Here is a 16,565-nt window from a genome sequence, read left to right as displayed (position 1 = left end):
TAAGGCGCTAGCCGCATCCGGCATTTTTATCAGGACGCCAGCGACAGCTGGTGCTTCTCAATGTACTCCGCCAGCCACTGGGTCATACGCGACTGCTGCTCAGCATTCAGCCACATACCTTCTTTCGTGCGACGCCACAACGCATCTTCCGCACGACGAACCCATTCATGATCGACCAGATATTTCAGTTCGGCCTCATAAAACTCATGGCCAAAGTCTTCACCTAACTCGGCAAGCGAGGTGGCTTCGCCGATAACCCATTCGGTGTTGCTGCCGTAGGTGCGAGAATAATGGCGTGCCAGCGACTCGGTCAGGAACGGGTAGCGACGGCGCAGTTTGGCCGCGTAATCTTCGCGATCGCCGCCAATGTCACCGCCTGGCAGAATGCACTCTTTCGTCCATGCCGGACCAATTCCTTGGTAGTACGATGCCAGTTTTTCCATCGCGTGCTCAGCCAGCTTACGATAGGTGGTCAGCTTACCGCCAAAGACCGACAGCAACGGCGCTTTGCCGTTTTCGTCGTGGATATCCAGCGTGTAATCACGGGTGATCGCCTGCGGTGAGTCAGACTCGTCATCGCACAGCGGACGCACGCCCGAGTAAGTCCAGACGATATCATCACGACCCAGTTGTTTCTTAAAGTGTGCGTTGTAGACCTTCAGCAGGTAATTGATTTCGCTTTCATCAATTTTCACTGCTTTCGGATCGCCTTTGTATTCAACGTCTGTCGTCCCGATGATCGAGAATTCGTCCATCCATGGGATAACAAACACGATACGCTTATCTTCGTTCTGCAGAATATAAGCTTGCTTCTGGGTATGTACGCGCGGCACTACGATGTGGCTGCCTTTAATCAGGCGAATGCCGTACGGTGATGGCAGGTGCATACCGTCGTCGAAGAACTCTTTCACCCACGGACCGGTGGCGTTGACCAGGCCACGCGCCTGCCAGGTGTATTTTTTGCCGGTATCGATATCTTCAGCTTCAACAATCCACAAACCATTTTCACGGCGAGCAGAAGTGGCGCGAGTGCGGGTTAATACTTCTCCGCCTTTACGTACAACCATTTGGGCGTTTGCCAAAACCAGTCGCGCATCGTCTACCCAGCAGTCAGAATATTCGAAACCGCGCACAATCTCAGGTTTCATTACGGAATCTGCGCCAAAACGCAAACCGGTAGAACTTGGCAAACTAGTGCGTTTGCCCAGATGATCGTACATAAACAAACCAATGCGGATCATCCACGCCGGACGCAGATGCGGGCGGTGGGGCAGACGAAAACGCATCGGGAAGGCGATATGCGGTGCCATTTTCAACAGCACTTCACGTTCGGCCAGCGCTTCGCTTACCAGACGAAATTCGTAGTGTTCCAGGTAGCGCAGGCCACCGTGGATGAGTTTGGAGCTAGCGGAAGAGGTGGCGCAGGCTAAATCCTGCGCTTCCAGCATCAGCACGGATAAACCGCGTCCAGCGGCATCTGCCGCGATACCGGCACCGTTGATGCCTCCACCTATCACAATCAGATCTTTGGTTTCCATGCTGGCCTCTCGCACTTTCGTTATAGCTCATTAATGTTCGTTATCGAGCATAATAGCAAAGAATCGCGCCATTGGTAACATCGGATAAACAATTTACAGTGATACATATAACATTATGGCGTTTAACTGCCGTCGGGACGTACACTAAGCAGTAACATGTCCGAAAAGCATCACCTGCCATATAAAGAAGAGAGAGCAATGGATCAGTTTGAATGTATTAATGTCGAAGAAGCGCATCAGAAGCTGCATCAGGGGAGCGCGGTGTTAGTGGATATCCGTGATCCGCAAAGCTATGCCATGGGTCATGCCCCGCAGGCGTTTCATCTGACGAACGACACGCTGGGGTCATTTATGCGCGAGCATGATTTCGACACCGCCGTGTTGGTGATGTGTTATCACGGCAACAGCAGTAAAGGCGCGGCGCAATATCTTCTTCAGCAAGGCTATGACGCGGTTTACAGCGTTGATGGCGGCTTCGACGCCTGGCATCGACATTTTCCGGCAGAAGTGGCATACGGTTCGTAAGCTAACAAAGATGCAGCCTGAAACGGGCAGGATATATATACTGTCCTCTTTTGTGTGGAATAAGCGACAGCAACCATGTTGATGATTACCTCTTTTGCTAACCCCCGCGTGGCGCAGGCATTTGTTGATTATATGGCGACACAGGGCGTTATCCTGACGATTCAACAACATCAGCAAACGGATGTCTGGCTGGCGGATGAGTCCCAAGCCGAGCGCGTGCATGCTGAACTGGCGCGATTTCTGGAGAATCCGGGCGATCCGCGCTACCTAGCGGCAAGCTGGCAGTCGGGTCAGACCGACAGCGGTCTGCACTACCAGCGTTATCCGTTCCTGGCCACATTGCGCGAACGCGCAGGCCCGGTAACCTGGTTGGTAATGGCCGCGTGTGTGCTGGTGTTTATCGCGATGAACGTGCTGGGCGACCAGGCGGTGATGCTCTGGCTGGCATGGCCGTTTGACCCTTCGCTGAAATTTGAATTCTGGCGTTATTTCACCCACGCTTTTATGCACTTCTCGCTGATGCATATTCTGTTCAACCTGTTGTGGTGGTGGTATCTCGGCGGTGCGGTTGAAAAGCGTCTGGGCAGTGGAAAACTGATTGTTATTACCGTGATCAGCGCACTATTGAGCGGCTATGTTCAGCAGAAATTTAGCGGCCCGTGGTTTGGTGGACTGTCTGGCGTGGTATATGCGCTGATGGGCTACGTGTGGTTGCGCGGCGAGCGCGATCCGCAAAGCGGTATTTTCCTGCAGCGTGGTTTGATTATCTTTGCTTTGATCTGGATTGTTGCCGGCTGGTTTGATCTATTCGGCATGTCGATGGCGAATGGCGCTCATATCGCCGGATTGGCAGTGGGTCTGGCAATGGCGTTTGCCGATACGATGAATGTGCGGAAACGAACTTTGTAGGCCGGATAAGCGTTAGCGCATCCGGCAAAATTTCAGGGAACACTAATGAAGCAAACACAACGACATGACGCGATCATCGAGCTGGTAAAAAAACAGGGATACGTCAGTACTGAAGAGCTGGTGGAGCATTTCTCCGTCAGCCCGCAGACGATTCGCCGCGATCTTAACGATCTGGCCGATCAGAACATGATTTTGCGCCATCACGGCGGCGCGGCGCTGCCATCCAGCTCGGTCAACACCCCGTGGCATGACCGTAAAGCGACGCAGACGGCGGAAAAAGAGCGCATTGCCCGCAAAGTTGCCACGCAAATCCCGAACGGCTCAACGCTGTTTATTGATATCGGAACCACGCCGGAAGCGGTGGCTCACGCGCTGCTTAATCACAGCAATTTACGCATTGTGACCAACAACCTCAATGTGGCGAACACGCTGATGGCGAAAGAGGATTTCCGCATAATCCTCGCCGGTGGTGAACTGCGTAGCCGCGACGGCGGTATTATGGGCGAAGCGACCCTCGACTTTATTTCTCAGTTCCGTCTGGACTTCGGTATCTTAGGGATCAGCGGCATCGACAGCGATGGTTCTCTGCTGGAGTTTGATTATCACGAGGTTCGCACCAAACGCGCGATCATTGAGAATTCACGGCATGTGATGCTGGTGGTGGACCACTCGAAGTTTGGGCGTAACGCGATGGTGAATATGGGCAGCATCAGCATGGTGGATGCGGTGTATACCGACACGCTGCCGCCTGCTGGTGTGATGCAGGTGATTGCTGACCATCATATCCAGTTAGAGCTGTGCTAAGGTAATTCCAGGCCTGATAAGCGTTGCGTATCAGGCATTAACTAAACGCCGTACCCCATCATCTTCAGCAGCTTCTGCGCATGTTGCACCGCATCCTGGCGATGTGCGACGCCGAGCTTTTGGTACAAATTGCGGATGTGCGTCTTGATGGTCGTTGCCGCGACGGCGAGCTCACCGGCGATCTGCTCGTTGCTGTAGCCTGAATAAATCAGTCCCAGAACCTGCCATTCGCGCTGGGTCAGCGGGCTGGTGCGGATAAGCTCTGGCACTTCCGGGTGAGTAAGCAGACGCTCAACGAATCCTTCATCGAAGTGGGCAAATTTATGGCGGTGGTGCTGGTTAATCTCACGCAAAATGCGCTGGGCGCGGTGCTGATCGAGTTCCGGTAAGGTATTGAGCTGAATCAGCTGACGCAGTTGTTGCGCCATGGCCTCGCCTTCGATAACAAAGTGGCTGATAAACCCGGTACGGTTCGCCAGCTGTAGGGCGTCGAGTAACACACGCTGGGCGTCATTTTTGCGCCCTGCCTGCCAGTAGAGCTGATTAAGCAGCAACAGGTTGCGGTTCAGATCGCTCATCAGGCGCAGGTTGCGCGCATTTTCATTCAACTCTTCCAGCACAATCTCAGCCGGTTCAAACTCGCCGAGCAGGATTTGTGCACGAGCGATGTTGCGCCACTGGCTTTGCAGGAAGTGGTTATTGGCGAATTCTGGTTTCGGCGTGTGGCGCAGCCAGTTGGCGGCCGAGTTTTTGTCGCCCACCATTTGCCAGTAAATCACCCGCACCTTATCGGCGTTGGAGATCCAGTCGCTGTGATAGTGACCGTTGCCCAACAGGTTTTCCAGACGGTTGAGCAGGCTGCGAGCGTTATCGAGATCGCCCCGTGCCAGTGAACACTGAACCAGCAACGCCAGACACTGTAGCTGTTGCTGCGGCTGGAAAGTGGAAAGCAGTTCAATACCGCTACGGGCAGAAGCTTCTGATTCATCCAGACGCGCCCATGCCCACAGTAGCTGCGCGCGAATACGTACCAGGAATTCGTGCATCGGCAGCTGTTCCAGGTGCTGTTCTTTGATCAGCTGGAACGCTTTTTCCTGAGTTTCCCAGGCGGCCTGTAAAAAGCCCTGGGCAAACAAAATTTCGCTTTGCTGGATAAGGCTCCACAGCGCGTAATGCCAGACGTCATGATGACGCGCCATTTGCTCGGTTTGCTGCATTAACGCCAGAGAGCGCGTGAGATCGCCCTTACAGTGCAGGACTTCGCCGTGCACCGAGGTAGCGACGATCCGGCTATAGAACCAGGCGATGGGTAACTCATCCAGCGCCAGTTTCGCCAGGCGTTCGGCTTCGTCAGGGTTGCCGTCGTTAATCGCTACCTGCGCCCGTAAAGCGTTGAATTCGGCGTGCAGTGTTGGCTCCATGTCGCCTTTCATTTCCTGCTCTGCGCGCGCCAGCAAGGTGTTAACCTCTCCGTAGCGGTGCTGGCTTTGCATCAGCCAGGCTTGCAACAGAACCAGACGCGGATTTTCCAGCAGGCTTTCCCACGGCAGGGCTTTCAGCGACTCTTCCAGTAACGTCAGCTCGCTATGGTTAAACAGTCCCCACGCATGATTAAGCAGGATATCGCGCAGCATATGGGCGTCGCCGGCCGCCAGCGCGTGGTGGATAGCTTCGCTGGGGAAGCCTTGCGCCATCCAGCTTTCAGCTGCGGCGCGGTGTATTTCGGGCAGTTCGTTCGCCAGCTCCCATTGGCAGCGCTGGCGTAAAAAGCTGCCAAACAGCGGGTGATAGCTGAACCACTCGCCAACGTCATCCATTCGCTGCAGGAATAACCCCTGGCGCTCAATTTCTTCCAGCCGCATCTGGCCGTTTTCTTCCCCGGTAACGCGGACGATTAGCGCATCGTTCATGGAACGCAGAATGGCGCTTTTCAGCAGGAAGTGACGGGTGCCGAGGTCAACGCTGTCCAGCACTTCATCAACCAGGTAATCAGATAAATGGCTGGCGTTGATCCCGGCGAGGCGACGTGCCGACTGGTGAGCAGAGTTATTGTTCTGGCGGGCGGAAAGGGCGATCAGTTGTAACGCTGTGGCCCAGCCAGCAACGTCATCACACATCCGGCTGCTTTCAGCCGCTTCAATGGGGGAGGACAAACGTCGGTCGAAAAATTGTTTGGCTTCCTGATGGTTAAAGGCTAACTGTTGGCTGCCTATCTCCAGCAGTTGATCGCGTACCCGCAGGTTGGCAATACCCAACTGCGGCAGGTTGCGCGACAGCACGACCAGCGTGAGGTTCTCAGGCTGATGACGCAGGAAGAAACGCATCGCTTCGTGAATGGCCGGATTAGAGATCAGATGATAATCATCTACTACCAGGTAGAGCGGGCGGTGCCACTCGGCCAGTTCGATAAATAGCTGGGCAAACAGTGACGTCAGGCTGGCATACTGACGTTTTTGCACCATCGCTTCACTGGTGGTGCAGTGTCCACCTGTTGCCTGTTGGATAGCGGCGATCAGATAACTGGCAAAGCGCTCTTGCTGATTATCGCCCTCATCCAGAGAATACCAGCCTAAATCATTTTTCCCTGCCGCCCATTGTGAAACCAGCGTCGTTTTTCCATAACCAGCAGGACTTGTTATCAGGGCAAGCCTGAAATTGTTCGCGCCGGAAAGTTTAGCCAACAGGCGCTCACGAACCACCGTATGGTCGAGTCGAACCGGACGACTTAATTTAGACGGAATCAACATAAGTTAGTCACTTCACTGTGTGAAAATAGGGAAGAATGATTTTTTTTGCGCTTCGTAATTAATAGATATAAGGTCGGCCAGATTGGTGTTTTATGCAAGCTAAGCGGACTTTTTGTGTGTCTGATTTTGCACTATGTCACAAATCTATACATCTATTGCAATAAATGCTTTAAAGAGTCGCAACAGGCGTGGCGACTGGATCCGTTGTAATTTTGACTGTGTCGAAAAATCCCTCTCTTTTTATATGGTTACTCAAATAGCTAATGAATATCACCGAATTTTGTGGCCGACTTAAAAGTTTTATGTGAACTATCTTATCCGGCACAGATATTTCAGGTTAGAAACTATTTCCCTATTTACACATTGTTTCTCATCGTCATATCGCTATTTGATATTGTCGATTAATCCTTTGTTACTAATGCGTCATCCGAAGAGCGTTATGCGGGGGGGTTCGCGAATTTACGGGCAATTACCTCCCCTTTAAGTGGTGACGATCACACTTTTATGCTCATCCCCGCTCCTCCTCCCTCCCTAATCCGTGCCAGGATGAGGAATGTCAACAACGAGCCAGGCAAACTAGCGATAACGTTGTTTTATTACCTAAGGATCTGGAACCCCTATGTCACAGCCTACTTTCAACAAAGATCAATTTCAGGCTGCCCTGACGCGTCAGTGGCAGCGCTTCGGTTTACTGTCGGCTCAAGAAATGACGTCGCGCCAGTGGTGGCAGGCAGTGAGTGGGGCGTTGGCTGAGTTACTCAGCGCCCAGCCTGCGGCGAAACCGGCAAAAAATCAGCGTCACGTTAACTACATCTCGATGGAGTTTTTGATTGGTCGCCTGACCGGCAACAATTTACTCAACCTCGGCTGGTATCAGGCGGTGAGCGATGAGCTGAAAGCGCATGACGTCAACCTGACTGATCTGCTGGAAGAAGAGATCGATCCGGCGTTGGGTAACGGTGGATTGGGACGCCTGGCGGCCTGCTTCCTTGATTCGATGGCGACAGTCGGCCAGTCGGCGACTGGCTATGGCCTCAACTACCAATACGGCCTGTTCCGTCAGTCGTTTGCCGATGGCCAACAGATGGAAGCCCCGGATGACTGGCATCGTGGCAGCTACCCGTGGTTCCGTCACAACGAGGCGCTGGATGTGCAGGTTGGGATTGGCGGCAAGGTCACCAAAGAAGGGCACTGGGAGCCAGGGTTTACTATCACCGGCCAGGCCTGGGATCTGCCGGTTCTCGGTTACCGTAACGGCGTAGCGCAACCGCTGCGTCTGTGGCAGGCCAGCCATGCGCACCCGTTTAACCTGACCAAATTTAATGACGGCGATTTCCTGCGCGCAGAACAGCAGGGCATCGACGCTGAAAAACTGACGAAAGTGCTGTACCCGAACGATAACCACACCGCGGGTAAAAAGCTGCGCCTGATGCAGCAGTACTTCCAGTGCGCCTGCTCCGTAGCCGACATTCTGCGCCGCCATCATCTGGCAGGGCGTAAGCTGCACGAACTGGCTGATTACGAAGTTATTCAACTTAACGATACTCACCCGACTATCGCGATCCCTGAACTGCTACGCGTGCTGATTGATGAGCACCAGATGAGCTGGGACGATGCGTGGGCGATTACCAGCAAGACCTTCGCTTACACCAACCACACCCTGATGCCGGAAGCGTTAGAGTGCTGGGATGAGAAACTGGTGAAAGCACTCCTGCCGCGCCACATGCAAATCATCAAAGAGATTAACGACCGCTTTAAGACGTTGGTTGATAAAACCTGGCCGGGTGATGCTGAAGTCTGGGCGAAGCTTGCAGTGGTGCACAATAAACAGGTGCGTATGGCCAACATGTGTGTGGTCAGCGGTTTTGCGGTCAACGGCGTGGCGGCGCTGCACTCCGATCTGGTGGTGAAAGATCTGTTCCCGGAATATCACCAGCTCTGGCCGAACAAATTCCATAACGTCACTAACGGGATTACTCCGCGTCGCTGGATTAAGCAATGCAACCCGGCGCTTGCCGCACTGCTGGATAAATCGCTGAAAAAAGAGTGGGCTAACGACCTCGACCAGCTGATTAACCTGGAAAAATACGCGGACGATGCGAAGTTCCGTCAGCAGTATCGTGACATCAAGCTGGCGAACAAAGAGCGTCTGGTGAAGTTTATTAAAGCGCGTACCGGTATTGAAATAACGACTAACGCTATCTTTGATATTCAGATTAAACGTCTTCATGAGTACAAGCGCCAGCACCTGAATCTGCTGCATATTCTGGCGTTGTACAAAGAAATCCGTGAGAACCCGCAGGCAGATCGCGTGCCGCGCGTATTCTTGTTTGGCGCAAAAGCTGCTCCGGGTTACTACCTGGCGAAAAATATCATCTTCGCCATCAACCAGGTTGCACAAACCATCAATAACGACCCGACAGTCGGCGACAAGCTGAAGGTCGTCTTCCTGCCGGATTATTGTGTCTCGGCGGCGGAAATGCTGATTCCGGCGGCGGACATCTCTGAGCAGATTTCAACCTCAGGGAAAGAGGCTTCCGGCACCGGTAACATGAAGCTGGCGCTGAACGGTGCGTTAACCGTAGGTACGCTGGATGGCGCAAACGTCGAAATCGCCGAGAAGGTGGGTGACGAGAATATCTTTATCTTTGGTCATACCGTGGAAGAGGTGAAGGCGCTCAAAGCCAAAGGCTACGACCCGGTGAAATGGCGTAAAAAAGACAAAGTGCTGGATGCTGTCCTGAAAGAGCTGGAAAGCGGGAAATACAGCGATGGCGACAAGCATGCCTTTGACCAGATGCTGCACAGTATCGGCAAGCAGGGCGGGGACCCGTATCTGGTGATGGCGGACTTCGCGGCCTACGTTGAAGCTCAGAAGCAGGTTGACGTGTTGTATCGTGACCAGGACGCCTGGACCCGGGCGGCGATTCTGAATACCGCGCGTTGCGGCATGTTCAGCTCGGATCGCTCCATCCGCGATTATCAGGCTCGTATCTGGCAGGCGAAACGTTAAGGAATCGCGATGGAAAGCAAACGTCTGGATAATGCCGCGCTGGCGGCGGGGATCAGCCCCAATTACATTAATGCCCACGGTAAACCGCAGTCTATTGGCGCCGAAACCAAACGGCGTTTGCTTGACGCCATGCATCGCACCACCGCTGCCACTCAGGTGGCGGTAACCCCGGTGCCGAATGTCATGGTCTATACCGCTGGCAAGAAAATGCCGCTGGCGGTTGAGGGAAACGGAGAGTTTAACTGGCTGCTGACCACCGAAGAGGGCGTGCAGCACAAAGGGCATGCCGTCGGTGGTAAATCTTTTAACCTTCCGGCGAAGCTGCCGGAGGGGTATCACACGTTGACCCTGACCCAGGGCGAGCTGCGTTCCCATTGTCGTATCATCGTGGCACCAAAGCGCTGCTATGAACCGCAGGCGTTGTTAGCCGGGCAGAAGCTGTGGGGCGCATGTGTTCAGCTCTACACCTTGCGATCGGAAAAGAACTGGGGGATTGGCGATTTCGGCGATCTCCGCACCATGCTGGTGGATGTGGCGCAACGCGGCGGCGCGTTTATCGGGCTTAATCCGATTCACGCGCTGTATCCGGCGAATCCGGAGAGTGCCAGCCCGTACAGCCCGTCGTCTCGTCGCTGGTTGAACGTTATTTATATTGATGTAAACGCCGTAGATGATTTCCGTCTGAGTAAAGAGGCGCAGGCGTGGTGGAAGAAACCCGCGACTCAGCAAGCTCTGCAACGCGCCCGCGATGCCGAGTGGGTTGATTATTCTGCTGTTACCGCACTGAAGATGACGGCGCTACGTATGGCGTGGAAAAGCTTCTCTGCGCGTGATGATGAGCAGATGGCGGCATTTCGCCAGTTTGTGGCTCAGGAAGGGGATAGCCTCTACTGGCAGGCGGCCTTTGATGCGCTGCATGCGCATCAGGTGAAAGAGGACGCATTGCGCTGGGGCTGGCCGGTGTGGCCAGAAGCTTTTCAGTCAGTGGACTCGCCAGAGGTAAAACGCTTCTGCGAAGAACATCGTGATGACGTAGATTTCTACCTGTGGTTGCAGTGGCTGGCGTATACCCAGTTTGCTGACTGCTGGAAAACCAGCCAGGGCTTTGCAATGCCAATAGGGCTGTATCGCGACCTGGCCGTTGGCGTGGCCGAAGGCGGGGCGGAAACCTGGTGCGACCGCGAGTTGTATTGCCTGAAAGCTTCAGTTGGCGCGCCGCCGGATATTCTCGGTCCGCTTGGGCAAAACTGGGGACTGCCGCCGATGGATCCGCACATCATCACGGCACGCGCCTACGAACCGTTTATCGAACTGCTGCGCGCCAATATGCAGAATTGCGGCGCGTTGCGTATCGACCATGTCATGTCGATGCTGCGTCTGTGGTGGATCCCTTACGGTGAAACAGCCGATCACGGTGCCTACGTGCATTATCCGGTCGACGATCTGCTGTCAATTCTGGCGCTGGAGAGTAAACGTCATCACTGCATGGTGATTGGTGAAGATCTGGGTACCGTGCCGGTGGAGATCGTCAGCAAGCTGCGTGACAGTGGCGTCTACTCCTACAAAGTGCTTTATTTTGAGAATGACCATGAGAAAAACTTCCGTGCGCCGAAAGCGTACCCGGAACAATCAATGGCAGTCGCGGCGACGCATGACCTTCCTACGCTTAAAGGTTATTGGGATAGCGGCGATCTGACGCTGGGTAAAGCACTGGGCCTGTATCCGGATGAAGTCGTGCTGCGCGGGTTGTATCAGGACCGGGAACTGGCGAAACAGGGGCTGCTGGACGCGCTGCACAAATACGGCTGCCTGCCAAAACGTGCCGGTCACAAGGCGTCCCTGATGTCGATGACGCCGATTCTGAATCGCGGCATGCAACGCTACATCGCTGACAGCAACAGTGCGCTATTGGGCCTGCAACCGGAAGACTGGCTGGATATGGCTGAGCCGGTCAACATTCCGGGGACCAGCGACCAGTACAAAAACTGGCGGCGAAAACTCACCGCCACGCTGGAGCAGATGTTTGCCGATGAGGGCGTGAATAAGCTGATTAAGGATTTGGATAAGCGGCGAAAAGCGGCCGCGAAGAAGAAGTAAGAAAGCCGGGGATTTCCCCGGCTTTTTTATGGTGATGGCTCGTAGCACGTAGGCCTGATAAGCGTAGCGCCATCAGGCTCAGTTTTATCAGACCACCATACCCAGCAGCAGACACCCTACCAGACCGCAGACGGAGATAATGGTTTCCAACATTGACCATGACTTGATGGTTTCACCGATGGTCAGGTTGAAGTACTCCTTGAACAGCCAGAACCCAGGATCGTTCACGTGGGAGAAGATGACGGAACCGGAACCAACCGCAATAACCATCAGCTCAGGGCTTACGCCGGTCGTTGCAATCAGCGGTGCCACAATCCCACCTGCAGTAATCGCTGCAACGGTTGCGGAACCCAGTGCGATACGCAGTACTGCAGCGATAGACCATGCCATCAGCAGCGGAGAAACGTTAGAGCCGTGCATCATTGAAGCGATGTATTTGTCTACGCCGCTATCAACCAGAACCTGTTTGAAGGCACCGCCACCACCGATGATCAACAGCATCATCGCGATGATTTTGATTGAGGACACCAGCGTGTCGTTAATCTGATCCATCGAACGTCCGCGGTTCAGACCAAAAGTGAACATCGCAATCAGCACCGCAATCAGCGTTGCCATGACCGGGTCACCGAGGAATTCTGCAACCGTCAGGAAAGCATGGCCTTTCGGCAGAATCATCTCCGCCACGGCGCGCATTGCCATCAGGATAACCGGGACCAGAGAGGTCCAGACGCTGACGCCAAAGCCTGGCATCTCTTCTTCAGTGAAGGTTTTTGCGCTGTACAGACCTTCCGGGATTGGCTTATCGATGCCTTTCAGGAAACGCGCGTATACCGGACCGGCGAGAATAACGGTCGGGATTGCCAGAATCGTACCAAACAGCAGAGTTTTACCCATATCTGCGTGGAAAATGGTGGCAATAGCGGTTGGACCCGGGTGCGGCGGCAGGAAGCCGTGAGTAACGGACAGCGCAGCCGCCATCGGCACACCAACGTACAGCAGCGGGATGTTAGCAGCGGCAGCAATGGTGAATACCAGCGGCAGCATCAGCACGAAGCCGACTTCGTAGAACAGGGCAAAACCGACGGTGAAGCCGGTTAATACCACCGCCCACTGAATGTGTTTTTTGCCGAATTTAGCAATCAGCGTGGTTGCGATGCGCTGTGCGCCGCCGCAGTCCGCCAGCATTTTGCCCAGCATGGCGCCAAAACCCATAATCAGGGCGAGGCTGCCAAGGGTTCCGCCGACGCCGGCTTTAATCGAACCGATGACTTTATCCAGTGGCATCCCTTGCATCAATCCGACAGCAAGCGCCACCAGGACGAGAGCGATGAAGCCGTTCATTTTGAAACGGATCATCAGGAGGAGTAACAAGATTACACCGATAGCAACGATGACTAATGGCATGATTTACCTGGCCTTTACTTTGTTATGGGTAACGTCAGTGTTTAGATGACAAATTCCGATTGTCCCGACCGGGAACAGAGTATTCTCAGCACCAATGCTGGTTGCCTTCAAAACTAATCAGTTTAACTGGCTATTATGTGTGTGTTAGGTGCTGACACGAATGATACGGGTAACATGCTACGCTTGAAAATCACCTGGACAGGCAAAATTTAAAATATGAGAAGCTGGTCAAATTATGCGGGGGATTGTTGCAGGATAAATGCGAAGAAATGTTGGGGTGTAAGCCGGAGACCGCGATTACGCTACCACCCAGCATTAATGCCCGATAGCGACGCGGGTGCGTCTTATCGGGCCTACGGATACTCTACAGGTTCGGGCGTTAGTAGTAAGAGTGCTCGCCGCGCTGGTGTTCGGTTAAATCGCGAACGCCTTTCAGTTCAGGGAATTCAGCCAGCAGCTGTTTCTCGATACCTTCTTTCAGCGTTACATCTACCATTGAACAGCCGTTACAGCCGCCGCCAAACTGCAGAATGGCGTAGCCTTCATCGGTGATTTCCATCAGAGAGACACGACCACCGTGGCCAGCCAGCTGTGGGTTGATCTGCGATTGCAGCATGTACTCCACGCGTTCCATCAGCGGCGCATCATCGGCAACTTTACGCATTTTGGCGTTTGGTGCTTTCAGGGTCAGCTGGGAGCCTAACTGGTCGGTAACGAAATCGATTTCTGCATCTTCCAGATACGGTGCGCTCAGTTCATCAACATATGCGGTCAGCAGGTCAAATTTAATGGCGGTGTCGGTTGCTTCCACGGCGTCCGGCGGACAATAAGAAACGCCGCATTCAGCGTTAGGCGTGCCGGGATTAATCACAAATACGCGGATTTGTGTCCCTTCTTCCTGATTTGCCAGCAGTTTGGCAAAGTGCGCTTGTGCAGCATCGGAAATATGGATCATAGTAATGGCCTAATAGTTGACTATTTTACTTGGTTATAATACGCCCATCATCGAGGCTCTACAAGGTTCGACACAGGCACCATACCTGGACAGTCGCCGCGCCGTTGCGTAAAAGCAGCTGCGCGATTTCCGCGACGGTACTTCCGGTAGTGACGACATCATCCACAATAACCATATGGAGTCCCTGCACCGGCAATTCAAGGCGAAAGGCATTTTTCAGGTTACGTTTACGTAATCGGGCGCTGAGATGGTGCTGTGTGGCGGTTGCCCGAACCCGCGAGATGGTCCGGCTGTCCCAGTCGCAACCCAGCCAGCGTGCCAGCGGACGGCACAGTAAATCGCTCTGATTAAACCCTCTGCGCCAGTGTCGACGTTGCCAGAGCGGGACGCTGACCAGCCTGTCCGGTAGAAGAAGGCCGCTGGCGCGCCGGGCCTGTAGTACCTCCAGCAATAGCAAACGTGAAAGAGCTGAGGCTGTTTCGCTGCGTCGTGAAAACTTGAGCTGGTGGATAAGCCCGCTCAACGGCGGAACATAGCCGCTGACGGTAACCAGTCTCTGCCACGGCGGCGGTTTTTGCAGGCAGCGCCCACAGGGAATGACGGTATGAGCGGCAGGGAGTCCACATTGAGGGCACAGGCTGGCGTGTTGACGCGTTGCCCGCGTACAGACTGAGCAGATCCCCCAATGCCCTAACGTCAGGGGCATTCGGCATAGCCAGCACAATCCCGGTACTGTTAGCATAGATGCATCCTTTCAGGCTAAAAGAGAACAATAACTGATGAATGACATCTGGTGGCAGACCCAGGGTTCGGGAAATTGCCATCTTGTGCTGCTGCACGGATGGGGACTGAATGCGCAAGTGTGGCATTGCATAAGCGAGGAACTGAGCTCGCATTTTACGCTGCATCTTGTCGACTTACCGGGATTTGGTCGTAGCCAGGGTTTCGGTGCAATGTCACTGGAAGAGATGGCTGAGCGAGTATTGAAACAGGCACCGGAGAAAGCTATCTGGCTCGGCTGGAGTCTGGGCGGGCTGGTCGCGAGTCAGGTGGCGTTAACGCATCCTGAGCGTGTTCAGGCGCTGGTGACCGTCGCGTCTTCTCCTTGCTTTAGCGCGCGGGATGAGTGGCCGGGAATCAAGCCAGAGGTGCTGGCAGGTTTCCAGCAGCAGCTGAGCGAAGATTTCCAGCGTACGGTGGAGCGTTTTCTGGCATTGCAAACGATGGGCACAGAAACTGCGCGTCAGGATGCGCGAGCGCTGAAGAAAACGGTACTGGCTTTACCCATGCCGGACGTCGAGGTGCTCAATGGTGGACTTGAGATCCTGAAAACGGTCGATCTGCGAGAACCGCTGTGCGCGGTGGAAATGCCTTTCCTGCGGTTGTACGGCTATCTTGACGGGCTGGTGCCGCGCAAAGTCGTCCCAATGCTGGATGCACTGTGGCCGCAGAGCGAGTCTTTGGTGTTTGCCAAAGCGGCGCATGCGCCGTTTATCTCGCATCCCGCCGAATTCTGTGCAGCGCTTGTGGCGTTAAAACAGAAACTATAAATTTGATGTGTTGCCCGGTGGTGCCATGCTCGCCGGGCCTGAGATTAATGGCTGCGCGTAGCCAGATCCTCAGCGGTCAGGCCAGTAATTCTGAAGATGGTTAGTGGGTCTATACCATCAGCCTGCATAGTTGATGCAATACGTAATGCTTCCTCTCGTTTGCCTTGTTGCAGACCCGTTTGTAACCCTTCTTGCAACCCTTTCCTATGGCCTTCCTGAAGACCATTTAGGTGCCCTTCCTGTCGTAATCTTTCGGCGATAGTCATCAACATGTCCTTATGTTGGGGTAAACGTTCGGCGACTTCATGAAGAAACTCGCCAAAATGTGTGGTGTTACCGGCCTGCATTAAATAATTAAACAAGGCTTTCAACTGGTTGTCATTAGCGTGTCCTTTAACAAGCAGGATGGCCAGTTTTTCTACCAGCCCCATCAAATCGCGTTTACGAATATGCTTTTGGATGAGCTCCAACAGCGCCATCCGGCGATGCTGCATAATCTCGTCATCGGGCACAACGGTGATATCGATCAGTGGAAACGCGGTGCTATACCTGAGAAAAAAGATGACGAGACTCTACTTCCCAGGTTACCAGTAATCATCCACGAATTAATAACGATGCGTGGCTGGCTGGAGGATAGATCTTTTTTGCTGAAATAATGAAATCTGTGTGGAATCCATTACGAAAAAAAGCCGGATATCAGCGTAAACGCGCTATCCGGCCTGGATGTTTGCATCATTTGTAGGCCGGATAAGCGTAGCGCCATCCGGCAAAGAGCATCTGATTAGCGTAAAGCCCACCACTCGCGCAGGCAGGCTTTACCTTCCGGGCAACTTTTGCAGCTTCCGGAAAGACACCCGTCGGCATCTTCCTGAATCCGCACCGCTTTGCCCATCTTTTCTAACTGATTCAGCATGGCGTCAATCATGGGCTGCGGGGTATGCAGCGTGTGGCTAATTTGTGTCGCCTCCATGCGCCCCCGCAAAGCCAGTAAATCACGAACCTGAATAAGCGATGCCATTGTCG

General features: G+C 53.8%; 12 protein-coding genes and 1 pseudogene. 6 read left to right on the top strand and 7 right to left on the bottom strand.

Annotated elements, in window-relative coordinates; all coding sequences use genetic code 11:
- Positions 1-29: 29 nt before the first annotated feature.
- Positions 30-1,538 carry a glycerol-3-phosphate dehydrogenase gene (glpD, locus tag BZK40_RS05475; RefSeq protein WP_008786343.1) on the bottom strand — a complete coding sequence of 503 codons (1,509 nt, stop codon included), beginning with the start codon at positions 1,536-1,538 and terminating at the stop codon, positions 30-32.
- A 198-nt stretch (positions 1,539-1,736) separates the two neighbouring features.
- On the opposite strand from glpD, the gene glpE reads away from it, so the two are divergent.
- The 3 genes from glpE to BZK40_RS05460 all read left to right on the top strand — a co-directional run bounded on the left by glpE (position 1,737) and on the right by BZK40_RS05460 (position 3,776).
- Entirely contained in the window at positions 1,737-2,063 is a 327-nt protein-coding gene (gene glpE, locus BZK40_RS05470; RefSeq protein ID WP_003827629.1) for a thiosulfate sulfurtransferase GlpE, read from the top strand.
- Between the two features lie 75 nt (positions 2,064-2,138).
- The gene (gene glpG, locus BZK40_RS05465; RefSeq protein ID WP_032945236.1) at positions 2,139-2,972 is read left to right on the top strand and encodes a rhomboid family intramembrane serine protease GlpG; all 834 of its coding nucleotides are present in this window, start codon (positions 2,139-2,141) and stop codon (positions 2,970-2,972) included.
- A 45-nt stretch (positions 2,973-3,017) separates the two neighbouring features.
- Positions 3,018-3,776, top strand: coding sequence for a DeoR/GlpR family transcriptional regulator (locus BZK40_RS05460; RefSeq protein WP_003023499.1), 759 nt, complete (start codon positions 3,018-3,020; stop codon positions 3,774-3,776).
- Positions 3,777-3,817: 41 nt separating this feature from the next.
- Here the strand turns inward: BZK40_RS05460 and malT are convergent, their stop codons facing one another.
- Entirely contained in the window at positions 3,818-6,523 is a 2,706-nt protein-coding gene (gene malT / locus BZK40_RS05455; protein ID WP_032945235.1) for an HTH-type transcriptional regulator MalT, read from the bottom strand.
- A gap of 619 nt (positions 6,524-7,142) precedes the next feature.
- On the opposite strand from malT, the gene malP reads away from it, so the two are divergent.
- A complete protein-coding gene (gene malP / locus BZK40_RS05450) occupies positions 7,143-9,536 on the top strand; it encodes a maltodextrin phosphorylase (RefSeq protein ID WP_079934294.1) in 2,394 nt (797 codons plus the stop codon).
- 9 nt (positions 9,537-9,545) lie between these two features.
- Positions 9,546-11,633, top strand: a complete 2,088-nt coding sequence (gene malQ / locus BZK40_RS05445) for a 4-alpha-glucanotransferase (RefSeq protein WP_008786338.1) — start codon at positions 9,546-9,548, stop codon at positions 11,631-11,633.
- Positions 11,634-11,720: 87 nt separating this feature from the next.
- Here malQ and gntT read toward each other — a convergent pair whose 3' ends face one another.
- The 3 genes from gntT to gntX all read right to left on the bottom strand — a co-directional run bounded on the left by gntT (position 11,721) and on the right by gntX (position 14,734).
- Positions 11,721-13,037 (bottom strand): gluconate transporter, encoded by a 1,317-nt coding sequence (gene gntT / locus BZK40_RS05440; RefSeq protein WP_003023507.1) that lies wholly within the window; start codon positions 13,035-13,037, stop codon positions 11,721-11,723.
- A gap of 379 nt (positions 13,038-13,416) precedes the next feature.
- Complete coding sequence (nfuA, locus tag BZK40_RS05435) at positions 13,417-13,992, bottom strand: Fe-S biogenesis protein NfuA (protein ID WP_003023509.1); 576 nt, start codon at positions 13,990-13,992, stop codon at positions 13,417-13,419.
- A 58-nt stretch (positions 13,993-14,050) separates the two neighbouring features.
- Entirely contained in the window at positions 14,051-14,734 is a 684-nt protein-coding gene (gntX, locus tag BZK40_RS05430) for a DNA utilization protein GntX (RefSeq protein WP_079934293.1), read from the bottom strand.
- Between the two features lie 37 nt (positions 14,735-14,771).
- Here gntX and bioH point away from each other — a divergent pair, with 37 nt between their 5' ends.
- Positions 14,772-15,542, top strand: coding sequence for a pimeloyl-ACP methyl ester esterase BioH (gene bioH / locus BZK40_RS05425; protein WP_008786336.1), 771 nt, complete (start codon positions 14,772-14,774; stop codon positions 15,540-15,542).
- 44 nt (positions 15,543-15,586) lie between these two features.
- On the opposite strand, the pseudogene BZK40_RS05420 reads toward bioH, so the two are convergent.
- Both BZK40_RS05420 and feoC read right to left on the bottom strand, forming a co-directional pair.
- Positions 15,587-16,090, bottom strand: a pseudogene (locus BZK40_RS05420) (Rpn family recombination-promoting nuclease/putative transposase); the annotation flags it as partial.
- Between the two features lie 233 nt (positions 16,091-16,323).
- Positions 16,324-16,560, bottom strand: a complete 237-nt coding sequence (gene feoC, locus BZK40_RS05415; protein WP_003023516.1) for a [Fe-S]-dependent transcriptional repressor FeoC — start codon at positions 16,558-16,560, stop codon at positions 16,324-16,326.
- Positions 16,561-16,565: the final 5 nt, after the last annotated feature.

Origin of the sequence: Citrobacter portucalensis, from assembly GCF_002042885.1 — a bacterium.
GTDB classification, from domain to species: domain Bacteria; phylum Pseudomonadota; class Gammaproteobacteria; order Enterobacterales; family Enterobacteriaceae; genus Citrobacter; species Citrobacter portucalensis.
The sequence above is the reverse complement of the archived record's forward strand: the minus strand, read 5'-3'. Positions and strand labels throughout refer to the sequence as shown.

Bases quoted from the DNA above. Each gene is read 5' to 3' on its own strand.
- glpD (WP_008786343.1), bottom strand. From the start codon at position 1,538: ATGGAAACCAAAGATCTGATTGTGATAGGTGGAGGCATCAACGGTGCC.
- gntT (WP_003023507.1), bottom strand. From the start codon at position 13,037: ATGCCATTAGTCATCGTTGCTATCGGTGTAATCTTGTTACTCCTCCTG.
- malT (WP_032945235.1), bottom strand. From the start codon at position 6,523: ATGTTGATTCCGTCTAAATTAAGTCGTCCGGTTCGACTCGACCATACG.
- malQ (WP_008786338.1), top strand. From the start codon at position 9,546: ATGGAAAGCAAACGTCTGGATAATGCCGCGCTGGCGGCGGGGATCAGC.
- bioH (WP_008786336.1), top strand. From the start codon at position 14,772: ATGAATGACATCTGGTGGCAGACCCAGGGTTCGGGAAATTGCCATCTT.
- glpG (WP_032945236.1), top strand. From the start codon at position 2,139: ATGTTGATGATTACCTCTTTTGCTAACCCCCGCGTGGCGCAGGCATTT.
- feoC (WP_003023516.1), bottom strand. From the start codon at position 16,560: ATGGCATCGCTTATTCAGGTTCGTGATTTACTGGCTTTGCGGGGGCGC.
- malP (WP_079934294.1), top strand. From the start codon at position 7,143: ATGTCACAGCCTACTTTCAACAAAGATCAATTTCAGGCTGCCCTGACG.
- BZK40_RS05460 (WP_003023499.1), top strand. From the start codon at position 3,018: ATGAAGCAAACACAACGACATGACGCGATCATCGAGCTGGTAAAAAAA.
- glpE (WP_003827629.1), top strand. From the start codon at position 1,737: ATGGATCAGTTTGAATGTATTAATGTCGAAGAAGCGCATCAGAAGCTG.
- nfuA (WP_003023509.1), bottom strand. From the start codon at position 13,992: ATGATCCATATTTCCGATGCTGCACAAGCGCACTTTGCCAAACTGCTG.
- gntX (WP_079934293.1), bottom strand. From the start codon at position 14,734: ATGCTAACAGTACCGGGATTGTGCTGGCTATGCCGAATGCCCCTGACG.